General features: G+C 73.6%; 14 protein-coding genes. 5 read left to right on the top strand and 9 right to left on the bottom strand.

Translation table 11 applies throughout. From position 1 onward, the window contains the following. Positions 1-63: 63 nt before the first annotated feature. Positions 64-1221 carry a DUF418 domain-containing protein gene (locus tag ND486_RS21085; protein WP_251786078.1) on the bottom strand — a complete coding sequence of 386 codons (1158 nt, stop codon included), beginning with the start codon at positions 1219-1221 and terminating at the stop codon, positions 64-66. Between the two features lie 99 nt (positions 1222-1320). Here ND486_RS21085 and ND486_RS21090 point away from each other — a divergent pair, with 99 nt between their 5' ends. Then, positions 1321-2307, top strand: coding sequence for a malate dehydrogenase (locus ND486_RS21090; RefSeq protein WP_251786080.1), 987 nt, complete (start codon positions 1321-1323; stop codon positions 2305-2307). 186 nt (positions 2308-2493) lie between these two features. Here ND486_RS21090 and ND486_RS21095 read toward each other — a convergent pair whose 3' ends face one another. The 5 genes from ND486_RS21095 to treZ all read right to left on the bottom strand — a co-directional run bounded on the left by ND486_RS21095 (position 2494) and on the right by treZ (position 8694). Beyond that, positions 2494-3573, bottom strand: a complete 1080-nt coding sequence (locus ND486_RS21095) for an ABC transporter ATP-binding protein (RefSeq protein ID WP_251786082.1) — start codon at positions 3571-3573, stop codon at positions 2494-2496. Positions 3574-3588: 15 nt separating this feature from the next. Continuing rightward, positions 3589-4920, bottom strand: coding sequence for an ABC transporter substrate-binding protein (locus ND486_RS21100; RefSeq protein WP_251786084.1), 1332 nt, complete (start codon positions 4918-4920; stop codon positions 3589-3591). Positions 4921-4966: 46 nt separating this feature from the next. After that, positions 4967-5842 (bottom strand): carbohydrate ABC transporter permease, encoded by an 876-nt coding sequence (locus ND486_RS21105; RefSeq protein ID WP_251786086.1) that lies wholly within the window; start codon positions 5840-5842, stop codon positions 4967-4969. Further along, a complete protein-coding gene (locus ND486_RS21110) occupies positions 5839-6801 on the bottom strand; it encodes a carbohydrate ABC transporter permease (protein ID WP_251786088.1) in 963 nt (320 codons plus the stop codon). The genes ND486_RS21105 and ND486_RS21110 overlap by 4 nt, the downstream gene beginning before the upstream one ends. 147 nt (positions 6802-6948) lie before the next feature. Then, positions 6949-8694 (bottom strand): malto-oligosyltrehalose trehalohydrolase, encoded by a 1746-nt coding sequence (treZ, locus tag ND486_RS21115; protein ID WP_251786090.1) that lies wholly within the window; start codon positions 8692-8694, stop codon positions 6949-6951. Positions 8695-8777: 83 nt separating this feature from the next. Between treZ and ND486_RS21120 the strand changes: the two genes are divergently transcribed. Further along, the gene (locus ND486_RS21120; RefSeq protein ID WP_251786092.1) at positions 8778-9290 is read left to right on the top strand and encodes a DUF5709 domain-containing protein; all 513 of its coding nucleotides are present in this window, start codon (positions 8778-8780) and stop codon (positions 9288-9290) included. 92 nt (positions 9291-9382) lie between these two features. Here the strand turns inward: ND486_RS21120 and treY are convergent, their stop codons facing one another. From treY to ND486_RS21135, 3 genes are all read right to left on the bottom strand, one after another. Next, positions 9383-11749: a malto-oligosyltrehalose synthase gene (gene treY / locus ND486_RS21125; RefSeq protein WP_251786094.1), complete on the bottom strand. Its 2367-nt coding sequence runs from the start codon at positions 11747-11749 to the stop codon at positions 9383-9385. Between the two features lie 3 nt (positions 11750-11752). Then, on the bottom strand, positions 11753-13921 hold the full coding sequence (gene glgX / locus ND486_RS21130; protein WP_251786096.1) for a glycogen debranching protein GlgX: 2169 nt from the start codon (positions 13919-13921) through the stop codon (positions 11753-11755). Positions 13922-14091: 170 nt separating this feature from the next. Beyond that, positions 14092-14559 (bottom strand): PPOX class F420-dependent oxidoreductase, encoded by a 468-nt coding sequence (locus ND486_RS21135; protein WP_208820148.1) that lies wholly within the window; start codon positions 14557-14559, stop codon positions 14092-14094. A 79-nt stretch (positions 14560-14638) separates the two neighbouring features. Between ND486_RS21135 and ND486_RS21140 the strand changes: the two genes are divergently transcribed. From ND486_RS21140 to ND486_RS21150, 3 genes are all read left to right on the top strand, one after another. Beyond that, positions 14639-15064 (top strand): HIT family protein, encoded by a 426-nt coding sequence (locus ND486_RS21140; protein ID WP_062402348.1) that lies wholly within the window; start codon positions 14639-14641, stop codon positions 15062-15064. A 4-nt stretch (positions 15065-15068) separates the two neighbouring features. Then, positions 15069-15665, top strand: coding sequence for a histidine phosphatase family protein (locus tag ND486_RS21145; protein WP_251786098.1), 597 nt, complete (start codon positions 15069-15071; stop codon positions 15663-15665). 292 nt (positions 15666-15957) lie between these two features. Further along, positions 15958-17286 carry an MFS transporter gene (locus ND486_RS21150; RefSeq protein ID WP_251786100.1) on the top strand — a complete coding sequence of 443 codons (1329 nt, stop codon included), beginning with the start codon at positions 15958-15960 and terminating at the stop codon, positions 17284-17286. Positions 17287-17437 lie beyond the last annotated feature (151 nt).

Consider the following 17437-nt stretch of genomic DNA (forward strand, 5'->3'; position numbering starts at 1 on the left):
GGGTAGCGAGGCGGGCCGCGGCCCCGCGGCCGTCGACGCCGGCCCGGGTGGACCGGCGCGGGGTCAGCGGGCCGCGGCGGGCGCGGGGCCGTAGGTCAGCCGCCGCAGCAGCACCTCCGCGGGCCCGCGCCGTCCGCGCTGCCGGGCCACCACCGCCGCGACGACGGTCAGCAGCCACACCCCGGCCCCGCAGAGCGTCGCCGCCCACAGCGGCAGACCGGCCCCCAGCCCCAGCGTCCACGCCGGGAACAGACCGACGAACACCACCGACTGCGCCAGGTACCCGCTCAGCGACCGTCGCCCGAGCGCCACCAGCGCGCCCGCGACCGGCCGGGTCGCCGACCCCCGGGCCACCACCAGCGCCGCGGCGGCCGCGTACCCGGCCCCGGCCGCGTAGCCGGTCACCGCGTGCAGCACCCCGACCACGAGCGCCACCGGCTCCGACGGCGCCCACACCCCGGCGGCGACCAGCCCCAGCGGCACGCCGCCCACGACCCCGGCCCCGATCCCCGCGACGGCGACCCGGCGCAGCGCCCGCCGGTGCCGGGCCGGGGCGTCGAGCCACCCGGCGCGGGCGACGAGCACCCCCGCGACCGCCGCGCCCAGGAGCCCGACCGCGCTGATCAGCAGGTTGCCGAACAACCACTCGCCGAACCGCTCCACCGCCGCCGACAGCACGTCCGGCGCGACCAGCGATGGCGACGCCGACGCCGCGTCGGACCGGGTCAGCGCGACGGGGGCGTAGAGCAGCGCCAGCAGCGTCGTCGCGGCCACCCCGGTGAGCACCAGCACCGCGGTCGACCCACGGACCAGCACCGGTGCGAGGACCACCGCGATCAGCCCGTAGGCGGCGACGAAGTCCCCGTGCCACAGCAGCACCGCGTGCGCGGCTCCGACGGCGAACAGCGCCCCGCCCCGGCGACGCACCAGGGCCAGGACCTGCTCGGGCCCGGCACCGTCGCGGGCCGCACGGCGGGCGAGCCCGGCGATGCCGTAGCCGAACAGCAGCGCGAACAGCGGATAGGCCCGGCCGTCGACCAGGGTGAGCTGCGCCGCGGCGAGCCAGGCGTCGACGCCGGTCGGGTCGAGCGGGTAGGTGCGCACCCCGATGCCGCGATGGGTGACGAAGGTGTGGGCGTTCGCGACGGCGATCAGCAGCAGCGCCGCGCCGCGGGCCAGGTCCGGCGCCGGTGCACGACCGGTCACCGGGACGTCACGCATCACGCCCCACGCTACCGGCGGTGTGGTTCCCGCCACGCGTGGCGGTGGGTGTGCTCCCCGTCGCGGTACGCGGGCGCGATCAGGGCTAGGGTCCGTGGCGTGTCTGCTACCCCCGTTACCGTTACCGTCACCGGAGCCGCTGGCCAGATCGGTTACGCGCTGCTCTTCCGGATCGCCTCCGGGCAGCTGCTGGGGCCCGACACCCCGGTCAAGCTGAACCTGCTGGAGATCCCGCAGGCCGTGAAGGCCGCCGAGGGCACCGCGATGGAGCTCGACGACTGCGCCTTCCCGCTGCTACGCGGCATCGACATCTTCGACGACGCGAACGCCGCGTTCTCCGGCACCAACGTCGCGCTGCTCGTCGGCGCCCGCCCCCGCAGCAAGGGCATGGAGCGCGGCGACCTGCTCGAGGCCAACGGCGGCATCTTCGGCCCGCAGGGCAAGGCGATCAACGCCGGTGCCGCGGACGACGTGCGCGTCCTGGTCGTCGGCAACCCGGCCAACACCAACGCCCTGATCGCCCAGGCCTCCGCGCCCGACGTGCCGGCCGAGCGGTTCACCGCGATGACCCGCCTCGACCACAACCGCGCGCTGGCGCAGCTGTCGACGAAGCTCGGCGTCGGCCTCGACGAGATCAGCAAGCTCACGATCTGGGGCAACCACTCGGCCACCCAGTACCCGGACCTCTTCCACGCCGAGGTCGGCGGCAAGATCGCCGCCGAGCAGGTCGAGCGGGAGTGGCTGGAGAACGACTTCATCCCGACCGTCGCCAAGCGCGGTGCCGCGATCATCGAGGCCCGGGGCGCGTCGTCGGCCGCGTCGGCCGCGAACGCCGCCATCGACCACGTCCACGACTGGGTCAACGGCACCCCGGCCGGCGACTGGACCTCCGCGGCGATCCCGTCGGACGGCTCCTACGGCGTCCCCGAGGGCATCATCTCCTCGTTCCCGGTCACCTCCGAGAACGGCGAGTGGAAGATCGTCCAGGGCCTGGAGATCGACGAGTTCTCCCGCGGGAGGATCGACGCGAGCGTCGCGGAGCTGGTCGAGGAGCGCGACACCGTCGCCAAGCTCGGCCTCATCTGAGCCGACCGCACACGGACCGCGGCCCCGCACCCGTCACGGGTGCGGGGCCGCGGTGCGCTCACCGGTGATCGCCGATCCGCGCGGTGATCCGCGCCGCGCGCGCGTCCGGACACGCGCGCCGAGCGGATCAGCGCGCGGGCTGCGGATCACCACGCTGCGCGGCACGACCGGCGGCGGCAGGCCGGGTCACCCCAGGCGGGCGCCGGTGCCGCCGTCGAACAGGTGGGTGCGGTCCGGGTCGGGGACCAGCCGCAGCCGGGTCCCGCGCTCCGGCGGGGTGCGCGCGTCGACCCGGGCGACGAGCGTCGTCCCGGCCCCGTCGTGTCCCATGTCCTCGGTGAGGGTGCCGTAGACGTAGGCGTCGGCACCCAGCTCCTCGACGACGTCGACGGTCACCTCCAGCCCGTCCCCGGCACCGGCCGGGCGCAGGTCCTCCGGCCGGATCCCGACCGTGACCGTGCCCGACGACGAGGCCGGTACCGCGATCTGTGCCCCACCCAGGGCGACCTGCCCGGAGCCGTCCACCGGCACCGTCACCAGGTTCATCGCCGGCGACCCCACGAACCCGGCGACGAAGGCGTTCACCGGCCGCTCGTAGAGCTCCCGCGGGGTGGCGCACTGCTGCAGCACCCCGCCCGAGAGCACCGCGACGCGGTCGCCCATCGTCATCGCCTCCACCTGGTCGTGGGTGACGTAGACGGTGGTGACACCCAGACGCCGCTGCAGCGACGCGATCTGGGTGCGGGTGGACACCCGCAGCTTCGCGTCCAGGTTGGACAGGGGCTCGTCCATGCAGAACACGGCGGGCTCGCGCACGATGGCCCGGCCCATCGCGACCCGCTGACGCTGCCCGCCCGACAGGGCACGCGGCTTGCGGTCCAGCAGCCCCTCCAGGTCGAGGATCTTGGCCGCCTCGGCGACGCGGCGGGCGATCTCGTCGCGCGGGCGGCCCGCGTTGGTCAGCGCGAAGCCCATGTTCGCGGCGACCGTCATGTGCGGGTAGAGCGCGTAGTTCTGGAACACCATCGCGATGTCGCGGTCCTTGGGCCGGACGTCGGTGACGTCGCGGTCGCCGATCCGGATGGCGCCGGCGTCGACGTCCTCCAGGCCCGCGAGCATCCGCAGCGACGTCGACTTCCCGCAGCCGGAGGGCCCGACGAGCACGAGGAACTCGCCGTCGGCGATCTCCAGGTCCAGCCCGTCGACGGCGGGGGTGTCCGACCCGGGGTAGATCCGCGTCGCCGAGTCGTAGGTGACCGTTGCCATGTCAGCGTCCCGCCATCAGATGTTGGGCTTCACGTCGGTGTCGAAGATCCGGGTCAGTGTGCCCTTGAGGGTGGTGAGCTCGCCCTGCACGTCGGCCCGCTGGTTGAGGATGTTGGCACAGGTCCGCGCGATCTCCTGGTCGGCGCCCGGGAAGAACGCGCGCGCCCGGTCCTGGGTGCGGGTCCGGTCGAGCTGGTCGATGGCGATCTTGCGCAGCGGGGTCTCGGCGAGCAGCGGGCCGGTGTCGGCCGAGGTCCGGAGCGGCAGGTAGCCGGTGGCCTGGGAGAACAGCACGGTGTTCTCCGGGCTGGTTAGGAACTTCGCGAACGCCGCCGCGGCGAGCTGGCGCTCCGGCGGGACCCCGGCCGGGATCCCGAGCCCCGCGCCGCCGGTCGGGCACACCGGCCCGGCGACCGGGCCCGCGGGCAGGAAGCCGGCGCCGACGTCGAACCGGGCCGCGTCGAGCACGGTGACCAGCGAGCCGGTGGAGCCGACCGTCGCCGAGACCGCCCCGGCACCCAGGTCGGTGGTGCCGTCGGTGGCGGCGACGCCGGCCCAGCCCGAGGTCACCGCGTTCTGCAGGGCCGAGACCGCGCGGACCGCCTCGGGGGAGTCGCAGGTGACGTCCCACTCGTCCGACCACGCACCGCCCTCGCCCCAGAGGTTGTTCTGGAACGACCAGCCGGCGTAGTCGGCCAGGGCGGGGAGCTGGTACGCCTTCTGCGCACCGGTGCCCGCGGCCTGCAGCCTCGGCCCCCACTCGGCCATCTCGGCCCAGGTCGCGGGCGCGCGGTCGGGCAGGCCTGCCTTCTGCCAGTGCGCCTTGTTGTAGTAGAAGATCGGCGTCGAGCGGGCCCAGGGCAGCGCCCAGAGCTTGCCGTCGTAGCGGTAGTCCTCGATCAGCTGCTGCCGGTAGTCGGCGGTGTCGATGCCGGTCGCGGCGATCAGCGGGTCCATCGGCACGATGGAGCGCTGCATGTAGTAGCGGAACCACCAGACGTCGGAGAGCACGACGAGGTCGGGCAGCTGGGAGCCGCCGCCGGCCTGCGCGGTCTGGAAGCGCTGCGCGATCTCCTCGTAGTTCGCGCCCGCGGTCACCAGGTTGACCTTCGTGCCCGGGTTGGCCCGCTGGTAGGCGTCGATGATCTGCCGCGACACCTTCTCCGAGCTGCCCGGGTTGTTCGTCCACCAGGTGATCTCCTTCGCCGGCTGCACGCCGGAGTAGTCGACCTCCGGGACGGCGGCGGGCCCGCCGCCGCTGGTGGAGGGGCCACCGCAGGCGGCCAGCGCCGCGGCGGCGCCGGTGATGCCGGCGAACTTCAGGAATCCGCGACGGTCGAGATGCATGGCAGCTGGCGTCCTTTCGGGGTGGGAGGAGGAGCGGGGAGCGGTCTCAGTCCTTGACCGCACCCTGGGTCAGCCCGGCGATGATGTGGCGCTGCAGCGCGATGAAGACGATCAGGACCGGCACGATGACGGCGACCGACCCGGCCATGAGCTGGCCGTAGGCCGCGGCCCGGTTGTCCACGTTGGCCAGCAGGGTGAGCCCGACCGGCAGCGTCATCATCTCCGGCTTCGAGATGATCACGAGCGGCCAGAGGTAGTCGTTCCACTCGTAGACGATGGTGATCAGCGCGACGGTGGCGACGGTCGGCGCGGACACCGGCAGGACGACCCGGGTGAGCCGGCGCCAGTGCCCGGCGCCGTCGAGCTCCGCGGCCTCGAGCAGGCTCGGCGGCAGCGTGCGGAAGTGCTGGCGCAGCAGGAACGTGCCGAACGCCGTCCCGAGACCGGGCAGGACGATGCCCCAGTAGGTGTCCGCGCCACCGAGCGCGGTGATCAGCGTGTAGTTCGGCAGCAGCGCCACCTGCGGCGGCACCATCAGCGTCACCAGCAGCCCGGCGAAGATCCAGTTCTTGAACGGGAAGCGGACGAACACCAGCCCGTAGGCGGTGAACACGGCCAGCGCCACCTTGAGCGCGGCACCGACCGCGGTGACCAGTACCGAGTTGAGGAACACCCGGCCGAACGGCAGGCGCTCGGCGACGGTGGAGTAGTTCTCCGTCGTCGGCGCGGCGGGCAGCAGCGCCGGGGTCTGGGTGATGATCTCGGTCAGCGGCTTGAACGACGACAGCGTCATCCACAGCAGCGGGAACAGCACGACGAGCACGGCGACCAGCAGCGGGACGTAGGCACTGGTCACGACCTCGAACAGGGCCCGCGGCGACAGCGCGCGGGACGACCGGGGCTCCGGAGCGGTGGTGGTCATGCGTAGTGCACCCGCCGTTCCATCCACCGCAGCTGGACCAGGGTGAAGACCACCAGCACCACGAACAGCACCGTCGACACCGCCGCCGAGTAGCCGGCCCGGTTGCTCGACCCGAACGCCTGCAGGTAGGCCTCGTAGATCAGCGTGGTCGTGCCCTGGCCGAGCGGGGTCATGATCCGGATCAGGTCGAAGGCCTGCAGCGAGTTCAGCGCGCTGGTCACGACCAGGAAGAACGTGACCGGTGAGAGCAGCGGCAGCACCACCCGGAAGAACGTCCGCGTCGACGACGCCCCGTCCAGCGCCGCGGCCTCCAGGAGGTCCTTCGGGATCGACTGCAGGCCCGCCAGGTAGATCACCGCGGCGTAGCCCATGTTCTTCCAGACGTAGACGATGCAGATCATCGCCAGCGACATCGACGGGTCGTTGAAGAAGTCCGGTGCGGTCCCGCCGAAGGCCCGCACGACCGCGCCGAGCACCCCGATCGACGGGTCGAACACGAACAGCCACACCAGCCCGACACCGACCCCGGACAGCACGTACGGGGAGAACACCGCGGCCCGCGCGACGCCGGTCCCCGGCACCCGCCGGTTGAGCGCCAGCGCGATCAGCAGACCCAGCACCATCGACCCGCCGACGGTCACGACGGTGAACACCAGCGTCGTCCAGACGATCTCCGCCGACGACGGCGAGGTCAGGAACGTGACGTAGTTCCCGAGCCCCACGAACGTCGCCGACGGTGACCCGAGGGTCCAGTTCAGCAGCGAGTACCGGACGTTCTCGATGACCGGGCGGTAGGCGAAGGCGACGATCAGCGCGGCGTTGGGCAGCACCAGGGCGAGGAACACCCAGAAGTCGTGCCGGTCCCGGGCGGTGAAGCGTCGCCGTCGCCGCGGCGGGGGGTGCGAGGTCGTACCCGGCGCCGTCGGCGTCGAGGCGGACCGGGTGGGGGTGGACGTCACGTGACCTCACGTCTGTCGCAGGGGCGAACGCGGGATCGCACCGTCGCGACCTCGCAGACCCTCGCAGTCTCGTGTGGCCCGGCGGTGTCACGTGTCCGGCGAACAGGTGAACGAGGGCACTCGGACGGGTGACGCGAGAGGCTCTCGCTACTCCGCCACGCGGCAGATGGCGAATGCCTCCGCCGGAACGGTGAACGAGGAGCCGTCACTCGTCGTCGGCTCGGACGCCAGGAGGATCCGGGTGATCTCCGACCCGAGCGACAGCGTCACCGGCTCCGGACCGAGGTTCACCACCACCCGCATCCGCCCGCGGGCGACGACGAGCGTGCGCGCCTGCTCGTGGACGTCGACGCCGATCCGGTCCAGCCACGGGTCCGACAGCTCCGGCCAGGCGCGGCGCAGCGCGATGAGCTCGCGGTGCATCCGCAGCAGCGTCGCGTGCGGCTCCTGCTCGGGCTCGGACCAGTCGAGCCGGGAGTCGGTGAAGGTGGACTCGGCGTTCGGGTCGGGCACCTCGGCGGCGTCGTCCCAGCCGTGGTCGGCGAACTCGGCGCGACGGCCGTCGCGGACGGCCTTCTGCAGGCCCGGGTCGCCGAAGCGGGAGAAGAACTGCCACGGCGTCCGCGCGCCCCACTCCTCGCCCATGAACAGCATCGGGGTGAACCCGGAGGTGAACAGCAGCGCCGCGCCGCAGGCCAGCAGGCCGGGGGACAGCGTGTGGGTGAGCCGGTCGCCGGTGGCGCGGTTGCCGATCTGGTCGTGGTTCTGCAGGTAGGTGACCAGCCGCGAGCCGGGGATGCGGGCGGTGTCGATCGGGGCGCCGTGGCTGCGCCGCCGGAACGACGACCAGGTGCCCTCGTGCAGGAACCCGCGGGTGAGCACGTGCGCGAGCCCGTCGAGGCCCGCCTCGGCGAAGTCGCCGTAGTAGCCCTGGGACTCGCCGGTGAGCACGGTGTGCAGGCAGTGGTGGACGTCGTCGGCCCACTGGGCGTCGAGGCCGTGGCCGCCGCCCTCCCGGGCGGTGATCATCCTCGGGTCGTTCAGGTCGGACTCGGCGATCAGCGACAGCGGGCGGCCGACGTGTGCCTCCAGCGCGGTCACCTCGACGGCGAGCTGCTCCAGCACGTGCTGGGCGCGGGTGTCGCGCAGCGCGTGGACGGCGTCGATGCGCAGCCCGTCGACGTGGAAGTCGCGCAGCCACATCAGCGCGTTGTCGATCATGTAGCGGCGGACCTCGTCGGAGCCCGCGGCGTCGAGGTTCAGCGACGGGCCCCAGATGTTGGAGCCGGCGAAGTACGGTCCGAACCGGTCGAGGTAGGCCCCGGACGGCCCGAGGTGGTTGTAGACGACGTCGAGGACCACGCCCAGGCCACGCGCGTGGCAGGCGTCGACGAAGCGCTTGAAGGCGTCGGGGCCGCCGTAGTTCTCGGTGACGGCGTACCAGCCGACGCCGTCGTAGCCCCAGTTCACCGGGCCGTCGACGGCGTTGACCGGCAGCACCTCGACCAGGTCGATCCCGAGCGAGACCAGGTGGTCGAGCCGGCCGATCGCGGAGTCGAACGTGCCGCCGTCGGTGAAGGTGCCGATGTGGCACTCGTAGAGCACCGACCCGGCCAGCGCGCGGCCGGTCCAGGTGTCGTCGGTCCACCAGAACGCGTCGTGGTCGTAGACGCGGGAGAGCTCGTGCACCCCCTTCGGCTGCCAGCGGGAGCGGGGGTCGGGCAGCGGCGTGGCGTCGTCGTCGAGCAGGAACGCGTAGTCGGTCCCGTGCCCGTGGTCGGGCTGGTCCGTGTGCCACCAGCCCCCCGGGGCGGGGTCGAGCGCGATCCGCTGCTCACCCACCAGCACGCTGACGCGGTTCCTGTCGGGGGCCCACACGGCGAACTCCGTCACGGACGACGATCCTTCCGCACCCGGTGGGGTCCGCGCGCGCCCGGCGGGGGGTGGGCCGGGTCACGCGCCGCTAGGCTGCCCCGATGAGCGACCCCGACACAGGCGACGACCTCGACCAGGACGCGCAGCTCCAACCCGAGGACACCCTGGAGTACGGCGGCGTGGCCGACGTGCTGGACGAGGGCTACTCGCCGCCCGAGCGGCCCTGGAACGACCGCGACGACGAGACCCTCGACGAGCGCCTCGCCGACGAGGAGCCCGACACCTGGGCGGCCGAGCTCGACGCGACCGCCGACGCGGAGGACCGCGACGACGCCCGGGCGGCCGGGGTGGTCGGCGACCCGGACTCCCGCGAGGACTTCTCCGACGTCGACGACGCCACCGGCGACCTGCTCGGGGACGCCCCGGGCACCGACGGCGAGCTGCTCGCCGACGACGAGGTGGGCGACCGCCGCGCCGGTCGCCTCACGATCGACGACGCGAGCTTCGACGGCAGCGACGGCGGCGAGAAGGACCTCGTCGCGGGCGACGCCGGCATCGACGGCGCCGGCGCCTCGGCCGAGGAGGCCGCGGTGCACGTCGTCGAGGAGCCCTGACCCCCGCCCCGGGTGCCCCCAGGGGAACTTTCGTGGCGTAGAGCGCTACGAGGGTTCCCCTGGGGACCGCCCGGAGGGCGGACGGTGCCGGGTCAGGCGGGGCGGACCAGCAGCGCCACGGGGTAGCGGGCCAGCAGGTCGGCCAGCGCGGGCGCGGGCCCGTCCACCGGCCGGTTCGCGATCATGTCGTGCCAGTCGTCGAAGCCGCCGGGCAGCGGCAGCCGGGTGTCGCCCCACCCGCCGCGGCGGGCCAGCCCCTCGGGCAGCCGGGTCGCGACGGCGACGAGCGCGCCCCCGCCGCGGGAGAACGCGACGGCGTGCTCCGCCGCGGTGCCCTGGGCGTCGACCCGGCCGTAGCCGCTGAACAGCTCGGGGCGGAACCGCCGCAGCCGCGCCGTCGCCGAGGTGACCAGCAGCTTCGCCGCACCGCCTCCGTCGACCGGCGGCTGCTCGCCGGCGTCGAGACGATCCAGGATCGCGCGCCGGGCGTCCCAGTCGACCGGGCGCCGGTTGTCCGGGTCGACCAGCGAGTACTCGAACAGCTCGGTGCCCTGGTAGACGTCCGGCACGCCGGGCCCGGCCATCTGCAGCAGCTTCTGGGACAGCGAGTTCGACCAGCCGGGCTCGGCGATCTCCGCGACGAAGGCCTCGATCTCGGCGACGAGCTCGGTGTCGGCGAGGACCTGGCCCGGCCAGGCCGCGACCGCCTTGTCGACCTCGGCGACGGCGTCGATGTGCGAGGTCACCAGCTTGGCCTCCTTGGAGGCCTTGCCGAGGTAGCCCGCGAGCCGGTCGGCCGGGATCGGCCACGCCCCGACCAGCGACTGCCAGGCCAGCAGCTCCAGCGACCGGTCCGGCAGCGGGTGGCGCACCGACCACTCGCGGACCTTCGCCGCCCACGACGCGGGACGCTCGGCGAGCACGGCGAGCCGCGCCCGGACGTCCTCGGAGCGCTTCGTGTCGTGCGTGGACAGCGAGGTCATGGTGCGCGACCGCCCGGCCTCCCGGCGGGCGAGCCCGGTGTGGAACTCCTCGGGCGTCACCCCGAACCGGGCCGGGTCCCCCCCGACCTCGTTCAGCGCGACGAGCCGGTTGTACCGGTAGAAGGCGGTGTCCTCGACGCCCTTCGCGGTGACCATCCCGGAGGTCTGCTGCAGCCGGGTCGCGTAGTCCGACCCGGGCTCGCGGACCAGCCCGGAGTGCAGCGCACCCAGCACCGCGGCCAGGTCGGGGCGACGGGTGCGCGCCACCGCGACCGCGGTGTCGGCGGCCGCCCGGCCCTCGGTGATCTCCGGGGTGAGGTAGGAGCGGTAGACCGGGAACCCGCACAACAGCTCGGCGACCGCGTCGTGCAGGTCCTCGGCGGCGACGTCGGCCAGGTCGAGCCCGGTGGTGCCGGAGTCGGCGCCGGGTCCCGCGCGGAAGGCGTCGGCGATCCGGCGCACCTCCGCGACCAGGATCTCCCGGACGACGAGGTGGCGGCCGTCGTCCTCGACGGCGTGCGCGGAGCGCTTCTCCCCGGTGTGCTCGGCGGCGAACTGGGTGAGCAGCCCCGCCCCGTCCGGGTCGACGAGCACCCCGCAGACCTCGCGCAGCGCCTCGTAGCCGGTGGTGCCGTCGACCGGCCAGGAGATCGGGAGCTCCTCGCCGACCCCGAGGATCTTCTCGACGAGCAGCCACCGGCCCGGGCCGAGCTCGGCGCGCAGCCGGCGCGCGTAGCCGCCCGGGTCGGACAGGCCGTCGGGGTGGTCCACCCGCAGCCCGACGACGGTGTCGTCGGAGCGCACGATGTCGAGCACCGTGCGGTGGGCGTCGGCGAACACCGCAGGGTCCTCGACCCGGACCGCGGCGAGGTCGCTGACGTCGAAGAACCGCCGGTAGGTCAGCTCCGCGGCGCCGCGCCGCCAGGACACCAGCCGGTAGTGCTGGCGGTCGTGCACCTCCTGCGCGGTGCCCTCGCCGGTCCCGGGCGCGACCGGGAAGCGGTGCTCGTAGTAACGCAGCTCGCCGTCGGTCACCGACAGCTCGGTGAGCGCCTTCTCCTCGTCGGCGTCGAGCACCGGCAGCAGGATCGGCCCGGCGCCCCAGTCGACGTCGAAGTGCCCCGCCCAGCGCGACGCCTCGCCGTGCGTGAGCACGTCCCACCACCACGGGTTCTCCGCGGGCTTCGCGACGCCGACGTGGTTGGGGACGATGTCGATCAGCATCGTCAGCCCGTGCTCGCGCAGCGTCGCGAGCAGTGACCGCAGCCCCTGCTCACCACCGCGCTCACCCGACACCCGGGTCGGGTCGGTCACGTCGTAGCCGTGGGTGGATCCGGCCGTGGACTCCAGCAGCGGCGAGGCGTAGAGCGCCCCGATCCCCAGCCGGTCCAGGTAGCCGGTCAGCGCGGCGGCGTCGGCGAAGGTCTGGTCGGCCGACAGCTGCAGCCGGTAGGTCGATCCCGGAAGGCGGGTCACGCCTCAGCCCTTCGATCGCAGGACGAGCAGGGAACGGGCGGGCAGGGTCAGCACCGAGCCCGCGGACACCGGGTCGAGGTCGGTCCCGGTGACGCCGGCGGCGTTCGGCGGGTGCACCTCGCCCGAGTGGGTGTCGACGACGATCTCCCACGCCTGCCCGAACTCGGCGGGCGGCAGCGTGGTGTCGATGTCCTCCCAGAAGGAGTTGAAGCACAGCAGGAACGAGTCGTCGACGATCCGCTGGCCGCGCTGGTCGACGTCGGCGATCTGGCTGCCGTTGAGGAACACGACCACCGAGCGGCCCAGGTCGTTGTCCCAGTCCTCCTCGGTCATCTCCCGCCCGGCCGGGGTGAACCAGCCGATGTCGGCGACGTCCTCGCTGGTGGAGGACCGGCCGATCGGACGGCCCGCGAAGAACCGGCGCCGGCGGAACACCGGGTGCGCGTGCCGCAGCGCGGCGACGCCCGCGGTGAAGGTGGTCAGCTCGTCGTGCTTGCCCGCGACCTCCCAGTCCTGCCAGGCGATCTCGTTGTCCTGGCAGTAGACGTTGTTGTTGCCGCCCTGGGTACGCCCCGCCTCGTCGCCGTGCAGCAGCATCGGGGTGCCCTGGGAGAGCAGCAGCGTCGCCAGGAAGTTGCGCTGCTGGCGGGCCCGCAGCTCGACCACGGTCTCGTCGTCGGTGGGACCCTCGACGCCGCAGTTCCAGGACCGGTTGTGGCTCTCCCCGTCGTTGCCGTCCTCGCCGTTGGCCTCGTTGTGCTTGTCGTTGTACGACACGAGGTCGGCCAGGGTGAACCCGTCGTGCGCGGTCACGAAGTTGATCGAGGCGAACGGGCGGCGCCCGTCGGCCTGGTAGAGGTCCGAGCTGCCGGTGATCCGGGACGCGAACTCGCCGAGGGTGCCCGCCTCACCGCGCCAGAAGTCGCGGACGGTGTCGCGGTACTTGCCGTTCCACTCGGTCCACAGCGGGGGGAAGTTGCCCACCTGGTAGCCGCCGGGGCCGACGTCCCACGGCTCGGCGATCAGCTTGACCTGGGAGATGACCGGGTCCTGCTGGACGAGGTCGAAGAAGGTCGACAGCCGGTCGACGTCGTAGAACTCGCGGGCCAGGGTCGAGGCGAGGTCGAAGCGGAAGCCGTCGACGTGCATCTCGGTCACCCAGTACCGCAGCGAGTCCATGATCAGCTGCAGGGTGTGCGGGTTGCGGACGTTGAGCGAGTTCCCGGTGCCCGTGTAGTCCATGTAGTAGCGGGCGTCGTCGTCGACCAGCCGGTAGTAGGCGTGGTTGTCGATGCCGCGCATGGACAGCGTCGGACCCATGTCCGAGCCCTCGGCGGTGTGGTTGTAGACCACGTCGAGGATGACCTCGATGCCCGCGTCGTGCAGGTCGCGCACCATCGCCTTGAACTCCGCGACCTGCGACCCGGACCGGACCGAGCCCGCCGAGTAGGCGTGGTGCGGGGCCAGGAAGCCGATGGTGTTGTAGCCCCAGTAGTTCGACAGACCCTTCTCGGTGAGGTGGTGGTCCTGCACGAACTCGTGCACCGGCATCAGCTCGACGGCGGTGACGCCGAGCCGCTTGTAGTGCTCGATCATCGCCGGGTGCGCCACGCCGGAGTAGGTGCCGCGCAGCTCCTCCTCGACCTCCGGGTGCTGGATCGTCAGGCCCTTGACGTGCGCCTCGTAGACGACGGTCTCGTTGTAGGGGATCTTCGGCGGGCGGTCCGAGCCCCAGTCGAAGTACGGGTTGACCACGACCGACTTCGGCACGTGCGGCGCCGAGTCGGTGTCGTTGCGCGAGTCCGGGTCGCCGAAGTTGTAGCCGAACACGGCCTCGTCCCAGTCGACCGGGCCGTCGAGGGCCTTGGCGTAGGGGTCGATGACCAGCTTGTTCGGGTTGCAGCGCAGGCCCTGGGCGGGGTCGTAGGGGCCGTGCACCCGGTAGCCGTAGCGCTGGCCGGGCTCGATGCCGGGCAGGTAGCCGTGCCAGACGAAGCCGTCGACCTCGGTCAGCGGGACCCGGGTCTCGGCGAGGCCGCCGGGGGCGTCCGGGTCGGGCTCGAACAGGCACAGCTCCACGCCCTCGGCGACCTCGGAGAACAGTGCGAAGTTGGTGCCGGTGCCGTCGTAGCTGGCACCCAACGGGTAGGCGTGCCCGGGCCAGGCCTGCATGGTCTGCGTCCTCTCGTCGCGCGCCCCGGCCGCAGGCCGCGGGCGCGCTCACACTGTGTCGGGCGGGCACCGTTGCCGCATGGTGGGCGGGACTCCTCGGCGGTCCACGCCACATCACCCCCGCGTCCGCAGCAGCTGCGGACGGGGGCGGTCGATCGTCCCAGGAACGGTCAGGAGTCGGCGAGCCGGGCGGGGAAGCCGCCGGTGGCGACCGGGCTCCACCGGGCCGGGGTGATGCGGATCAGGGCCTTCCCCTGGTCGGACATGGCGCGGCGGTACTCGTCCCAGTCCGGGTGCTCGCCGGAGACGGCACGGAAGTAGTCGACCAGCGGCTCGAGCGCGTCCGGCAGCGTGATGAGCTCGGCGTCGCCCTCGACCTGCACCCAGGCGCCGTCGAACTCCTCGCTCAGCACGACGACCGCGGCCCGGCCGGCCTTCGCGACGTTGGCCGACTTGGCGCGCTCGGGGTAGGTGGCGATCACGATGCGTCCGTCGTCGTCGACGCCGCCGGTGACCGGGGAGGCCTGCACGCCGCCGTCGGAACGGGTGGTCATCAGCACCATGTGGTGCCGGGGACGGACGAACTCGAGCAGCTCGTCCCGGTCGACGCGGTCGTTGCGGGCGATGGTGCGGGGCATGCCCGAAATCCTAGGGCGGCCGGGGGCCCCGCGCCCGCCGTTCCTCACCCCGCGCCGCGGGCCACTAGGGTCCGGATCCGTGGCCACCGTCTTCACGAAGATCATCAACGGCGAGATCCCGGGCCGGTTCGTCTGGGCCGACGAGCAGTGCGTCGGGTTCCTGTCGATCAACCCGCTCGGCCCGGGGCACACGCTCGTCGTGCCGCGCGCGGAGATCGACCAGTGGGTCGACGCCGACGCCGGGCTCGTCGCCCACCTCACCGAGGTGTCGCGGACCGTCGGGCTCGCGGTGCGGGAGATCTGGTCGCCGCCGCGGGTCGGTCTGCTGGTCGCCGGGTTCGAGGTGCCCCATCTGCACGTCCACGTCTTCCCGGCCTGGGACATGCGGGCCTTCGACTTCGCGAACGCGGCCGCCACCGTCGACGGCGCCGAGCAGGACGGGCACGCCGAGGCCCTGCGCACGGCGCTGCGGGCCGCCGGGCACGACGCGCACGTCCCGGGCTGAGCGGGTGCACCTGCTGCTCGTCCGGCATGCGCTGCCCGAGGCCGTCGAGCACGACGACGGCACCCACGCCGACCCGGGCCTCGCGCCGCAGGGCCGGGACCAGGCCGCCCGGCTGGTCGACGCGCTGGCCGGCACCCCGGTCGACGCGCTGCACACCAGCACGATGCTCCGCGCGGTCCAGACCGCCGAGCCGCTCGCGCGCGAGCGCGGTCTCACCCCGCACACCCGCTCCGACCTGCGCGAGTACGACGCCGAACGCTCGCTCTACGTGCCGGTCGCCCGGATGGCGCAGGCCGACCCGGCGGCGTGGGAGCGGATGCGGGCCGGGCACCTGCCCGAGCACGTCGACGGCGCCGCGTTCCGGGCCCGGGTGTGCGCCGGGATCGAGGAGGTCGTCGCGGCCCACCCGGGGCGGGCGACGGTGGTCGTCGTCGCGCACGCGGGCGTGGTCAACGCCTATCTCGCCGAGGTGCTGGGTATCGGCCGGGACCTGCCGTTCCCGCTGGACTACGTCGGGATCTCGCGGGTGGTGTGCGCCCGTGACGGGATGCGCAAGGTCCGGACGGTGAACGAGACGGCGCACGTCGCGGACCTGCTCTGATCCCGGTGCGGACCGTTGTGCGACGGTCACGTCGACCGCTTGCCGTCGACCGCTTGCCGTCGAGGTCGGCCCACGTCAGGGACCTGTGACGCCGCTCATACGCCGTTCGCCGCCGTCGTTGCGCCGCCCGGCTTCACGCGGATCATGGGGGGCGACGACCGGGCGGGGGGTACCTAGGCTCGACGGGAACTCCTGCCCGCCGCCGACGCCGAGGTGGTAGGCCCCGTGCCGAGGTCGGGTGCCGGGTCCGCAGCGGGCCACCCACGCCGGACTCCGAAGGGACCCCACGCCGATGGTCGAGCGCGGCGGCTCCGGGACGCGAGGCGACGAGCCTCGCGACCCCGATCCCGCCGCCGGCGTCCGCGGCCCCTTCTCCGTCCCGGACTTCCGCGCGCTGTGGACCGCGGAGGTCCTGTCGGTCGCCGGCGACCAGGTCGCGCGGGTCGCGCTGACCGTCCTGGTGCTGAGCGAGACCGGCTCGGTCGCGTGGTCGGCGGGGGTCTACGCGCTGACCTTCCTGCCCGCCCTGCTCGGTGGGCTGCTGCTCGGCCACCTCGCCGACCGGTGGCCGCGTCGCCGGCTGCTGATCGGGACCGACCTGGTCCGGGCCGGTCTCGTCGTCGCCATGGCCGTGCCCGGTCCCGGGCTGCCGGTCCTGGGGGCGCTGCTGGTGCTGGTCGTCCTGCTGGGCGGCCCGCACACCGCGGCCCGCTCGGCCCTGCTGCCCGACCTGCTGTCCGGCGACCTGCTCGCCCGCGGTCTGGCACTGCGCCAGGTCTCGGTGCAGGTGGCGCAGGTGGCGGGCTTCGCGGGGGGCGGGCTGCTCGTCGCGACGCTGACCCCGCGCGGCGCGCTGCTGGTCGATGCCGCGACGTTCGTCGGGTCGGCGGTGCTCCTCGCACTCGGTGTCCGGTCCCGGTACGCGGCGGTCGCGGCCGGACCGTCGGCGGCGACGGCCGCGGCGATCGCGGCGGCGCCGGGGCCCGGGTCGGCGACGCGGTGGGCGGCCCGGGCCGGCGCCTGGTGGCGGACGGCGCTGGGCGGCCTGCCGATCGTGTTCGGCCACCCCCGGCGGCGCTCGCTGGCCCTGATGGCCTGGATGCTCGGCATCTTCGTGCTGCCCGAGGCGCTGGCGGCGGCCTACGCCGTCGCGATCGGGGCGGGCCCGGCGGCGACCGGGCTGCTGATGGCGGCCGATCCGGCGGGCAGCGCGGTCGGGGCCCTGGTCGTCGCCTACGTGCTGCCGGCCCGGCTGCGCGAGCGCGGCCTGGTACCGCTGGCCGTCGGGGCGGCGCTGCCGCTCGCACTGACGCCGCTGGCGACGGGCCTGTGGCAGGCGGTCGCACTCTGGGCGGTCTCGGGAGCCTGCGCCACGGCCTGCCTGATCGCGGCCCAGTCGGGCTTCGCGCGGGCCACGCCGAGCGCGGTCCGCGGGAGCGCCGTGGGCGTCGCCGCGTCGGGTCTCGTGGCGACCCAGGGGGTCGCGGTCCTCGCCGGCGGGGTACTGGCCGAGTGGACCGCTCCGGCGACGGCGCTCGGTGTGTTCGGTGCGGTGGGGATCGTGCTCGCCCTCGGTGCGTTCCGGATGCTCCGGTCGGCCGGTCCGGGGGCGGTCGCATGACCCCGGCACGCGTCGTTCCCGGTGATCACCAGCCTCGGTTGCGCACGACGTCACCTCCTGTCGTCCGGTATGGCGTCACCGCCGCCTGTTTCGTCACGCATCGTGACGAATCGACGTCCATTGTACCCGTTCGGGTGACATCGACGGTGTC

Source organism: Pseudonocardia sp. DR1-2 (assembly GCF_023717215.1).
Classification (GTDB): domain Bacteria; phylum Actinomycetota; class Actinomycetes; order Mycobacteriales; family Pseudonocardiaceae; genus Pseudonocardia; species Pseudonocardia alni.